Annotated in this window: 1 CRISPR repeat array. The window is 63.6% G+C overall.

The features are described 5' to 3' along the window. Positions 1-883: direct repeats of the CRISPR family, unit length 29 nt; unit sequence GGGTCTATCCCCGCGAACGCGGGGGAACC. Between the last annotated feature and the right edge of the window lies 1 nt (position 884).

Raw genomic sequence — 884 nt, 5'->3', positions numbered from 1 at the left:
GGGTCTATCCCCGCGAACGCGGGGGAACCTGAACGAAAAGAAGAACGCTATAGAGCCGGATGGGTCTATCCCCGCGAACGCGGGGGAACCGCTGCTTCAGCTTCTCCAGCACGGCAGCCTCAAGGTCTATCCCCGCGAACGCGGGGGAACCAGTAGCTCAGGAGCGGCGGCGATCAGGCGGGCGGGTCTATCCCCGCGAACGCGGGGGAACCTGCGCTGGGCGATGGATGCAAAGTCCCGCCGTGGGTCTATCCCCGCGAACGCGGGGGAACCTGGGTGACGGGTGCGGTGATTTGACCCGTCGGGGGTCTATCCCCGCGAACGCGGGGGAACCCCGGCCGCTGCGCCGATACCCGTACACGGCAAGGGTCTATCCCCGCGAACGCGGGGGAACCTTATCGGGGCCCAATGCGTCTATGGCGTGAACGGGTCTATCCCCGCGAACGCGGGGGAACCTATACCAGATCACAACACCACAATAACTTATAGGGTCTATCCCCGCGAACGCGGGGGAACCTAAATCGCCCGCTGAGCTTTGAGTGCACTAATGGGTCTATCCCCGCGAACGCGGGGGAACCAGCTTTGCATAGCTCAAGCTGAAACTGCGCAAGGGTCTATCCCCGCGAACGCGGGGGAACCAATACAACAAGCTATGACTAAATCAATTATTAGGGTCTATCCCCGCGAACGCGGGGGAACCAGGAAAGACGCGGGCTTTTCCTTCCCACCCTCGGGTCTATCCCCGCGAACGCGGGGGAACCACGAGCGGCACATCAACAGCCACGCCCCGCTCGGGTCTATCCCCGCGAACGCGGGGGAACCGCGGAACAGGTGAGCGTCGTACTCTTTGCTCGGGGTCTATCCCCGCGAACGCGGGGGAACCG

Source organism: Azovibrio restrictus DSM 23866, assembly GCF_000429665.1.
Classification (GTDB): domain Bacteria; phylum Pseudomonadota; class Gammaproteobacteria; order Burkholderiales; family Rhodocyclaceae; genus Azovibrio; species Azovibrio restrictus.
Note: the sequence above shows the minus strand (reverse complement) of the source record. Positions and strands in the feature narration are given on the sequence as shown.